Origin of the sequence: Synechococcus sp. H55.2 (assembly GCF_047462495.1) — a bacterium.
Lineage (GTDB): Bacteria > Cyanobacteriota > Cyanobacteriia > Thermostichales > Thermostichaceae > Thermostichus.
Window position 1 is genome coordinate 1 of sequence record NZ_JANSJH010000179.1, and the last position, 1,999, is coordinate 1,999.

The 1,999-nt window shown below is 61.7% G+C and carries 3 protein-coding genes; 2 read left to right on the plus strand and 1 reads right to left on the minus strand.

Annotation, left to right across the window (positions count from 1 at the left end):
* The first annotated feature begins 153 nt into the window (after positions 1–153).
* Both NW844_RS12745 and NW844_RS12750 read left to right on the plus strand, forming a co-directional pair.
* Positions 154–1,257, plus strand: coding sequence for a serine hydrolase (locus NW844_RS12745; RefSeq protein WP_414336181.1), 1,104 nt, complete (start codon positions 154–156; stop codon positions 1,255–1,257).
* Positions 1,258–1,374: 117 nt separating this feature from the next.
* Positions 1,375–1,596, plus strand: coding sequence for an RNA-binding S4 domain-containing protein (locus NW844_RS12750; protein ID WP_414336183.1), 222 nt, complete (start codon positions 1,375–1,377; stop codon positions 1,594–1,596).
* Positions 1,597–1,599: 3 nt separating this feature from the next.
* Here NW844_RS12750 and NW844_RS12755 read toward each other — a convergent pair.
* A partial coding sequence (locus NW844_RS12755) for a hypothetical protein (RefSeq protein WP_414336185.1) occupies positions 1,600–1,999 on the minus strand: 400 nt, incomplete at its 5' end.

The window sequence follows — 1,999 nt, forward strand, 5'->3', positions numbered from 1 at the left end:
ACCGAGCCACCAGAGCTGGTAAAACTGTCAACATCTTTACGCAAGCCTTGTGTGGGAGCAGTTGTTCTCATGGCCGGAGCAAGGGAGAGGAGACCAACGCCCAAGAAGCCTCGGGATCCCCGCCGCCCCTCACGATCCGCTAAGGATGCCCTATTGGGGGGTTCTGGGCGCCTGCTTCCTGCCCCGGCTGCCTCTCACCCTCAGCCGCTGCGTCTGGCCCGCCAAAAAGCCATCGCCCGTCTGCGCCAACGGGCTGTCCAGCCTCGCCGCCCAGGACGTTCTCCGGCCCTCGGAGAAGTGTTGCTCAGGGGCCTGAGCTTCAGTCTCATCCTGGGCCTGACAATGGCCGGCCTCTCGCAACTGCTGCAATCAACCCCCACTGGACAGACAGAACCTGCCACGACGCAGCTTGGGGATCCAGGGCCGAGCGATACCCTGCAGGGAGAGGCGATCCCGGCTTTGCAGGAGCGCCTAGCCGCTTTGGCCGACCAACCGGGGTTGACGGCAGGGGCCCTGTTTTGGGAGGTGGAAAGCGGCGCCTTTGCCGGCGTCAGGCCGGATCAGGCTTTTCCTGCCGCCAGCGTAATCAAGATCCCCATTCTCTTGGCCTTTTTCCAGGCCGTGGAAACCGGGCAGGTGCGGCTGGATGAACCGCTCGCCCTGCGGGAAGATCTCAAGGCAGGAGGAGCGGGCGTGCTCCAAACCCGTCCCCTGGGATCCCAGGTCTCTGCCCTGGAGGCGGCCACCCTGATGAGCACCCTCAGCGACAACTTCGCCACCAATCTGATCATCGATCGCCTGGGTGGACAGGAGGCTCTCAACCAAAAATTTCGTCAGTGGGGGCTACAGCACACGCAAATTTCCTGGTGGCTACCGGATCTGGAGGGCACCAACACCAGCAGCCCACGCGACATGGTTTGGTTGCTCAGCCAAGTGGAACAGGGGCGCATGCTTAGCCGCCGCAGCCGCGACCGCTTTTTGGACATTCTCTGGCGTACCCAACGGCCTTCCTACTTTCGACCCCACCTGGGCCAGGAGGTGCGCATTGCCCACAAGACGGGAACCCTGCGCTCGGTGGTGGGAGATGCCGGGATCCTGGATTTGCCCAACGGGCGACGCTATGTGGCGGCGGTGTGGGTGAAGCGAGAAACCCCCAACGACCCCAGAGCCGAAGAGCTGATCGCCAGCCTGTCGCAAGCCGCTTATGAGTTCTGGGCCGGGGATCCAACGGCAACCACGAGCAGCTTGCAACCCTGATCCCAAACATCACCAATTTTTCTCTCCCGAGCCCCATTCCGGGCAGAATGCAAATGCCAGAGTGGAGAAACAGGCAATGGGACAACTGGTCGATGTCAAAACCCTTTGGGTGCAGTGATGGCGACAGATCCCGTGATTAAGCTGGATCAGTTTCTCAAGTGGGCGGGGGTTGTGTCCACCGGTGGGCAGGCCAAGCAGTTGATCCAAGCCGGACAGGTGCAGGTCAATGGCGAGGTGGAAACCCGCCGCGGGCGCAAATTGCGCCTTGGGGATGAGGTGAGGGCGCTGGGCCAAGTCTGGCAGGTGCACCTGGATAAGGCCTCAGAGGGAGATCAGTGAGATCTATCGAGATCCATGCAGCGGGATCAGAAGCAGCATGGCCAAAGCCCCGATCCCCCCTGCCACCGCATACTGCCACTCCAGCCCCCACAGCAGGCAGGCAACTCCGGCCAAGATCTGGATCCCACCGGTGATCCAGTAGGGAAGGCGCGGCGGATCCACCAGGCCGTTGAGCCAGTGGCCCAACCCCATTTGCCACAGCCAAAACACCCCCAGATATTGGCTCAAAGCCGCTAGAGGGGTACGACCGACAAAAGGCAGCACCGAGAGAATCATGCCCAGGGCGATCACCAGTGTCCAGACCAAGCCCACGAAGTAAAGATGGGCCAATCCGGCAGCTCGAAACTCCGGCAGCGCCGTCTGCCGCACCATATAGCCCAAGCCAATAAGAGAAATCAGCAAC

Coding starts and splice junctions, on each gene's coding strand:
- NW844_RS12750 (WP_414336183.1), top strand. CDS start 1,375: ATGGCGACAGATCCCGTGATTAAGCTGGATCAGTTTCTCAAGTGGGCG.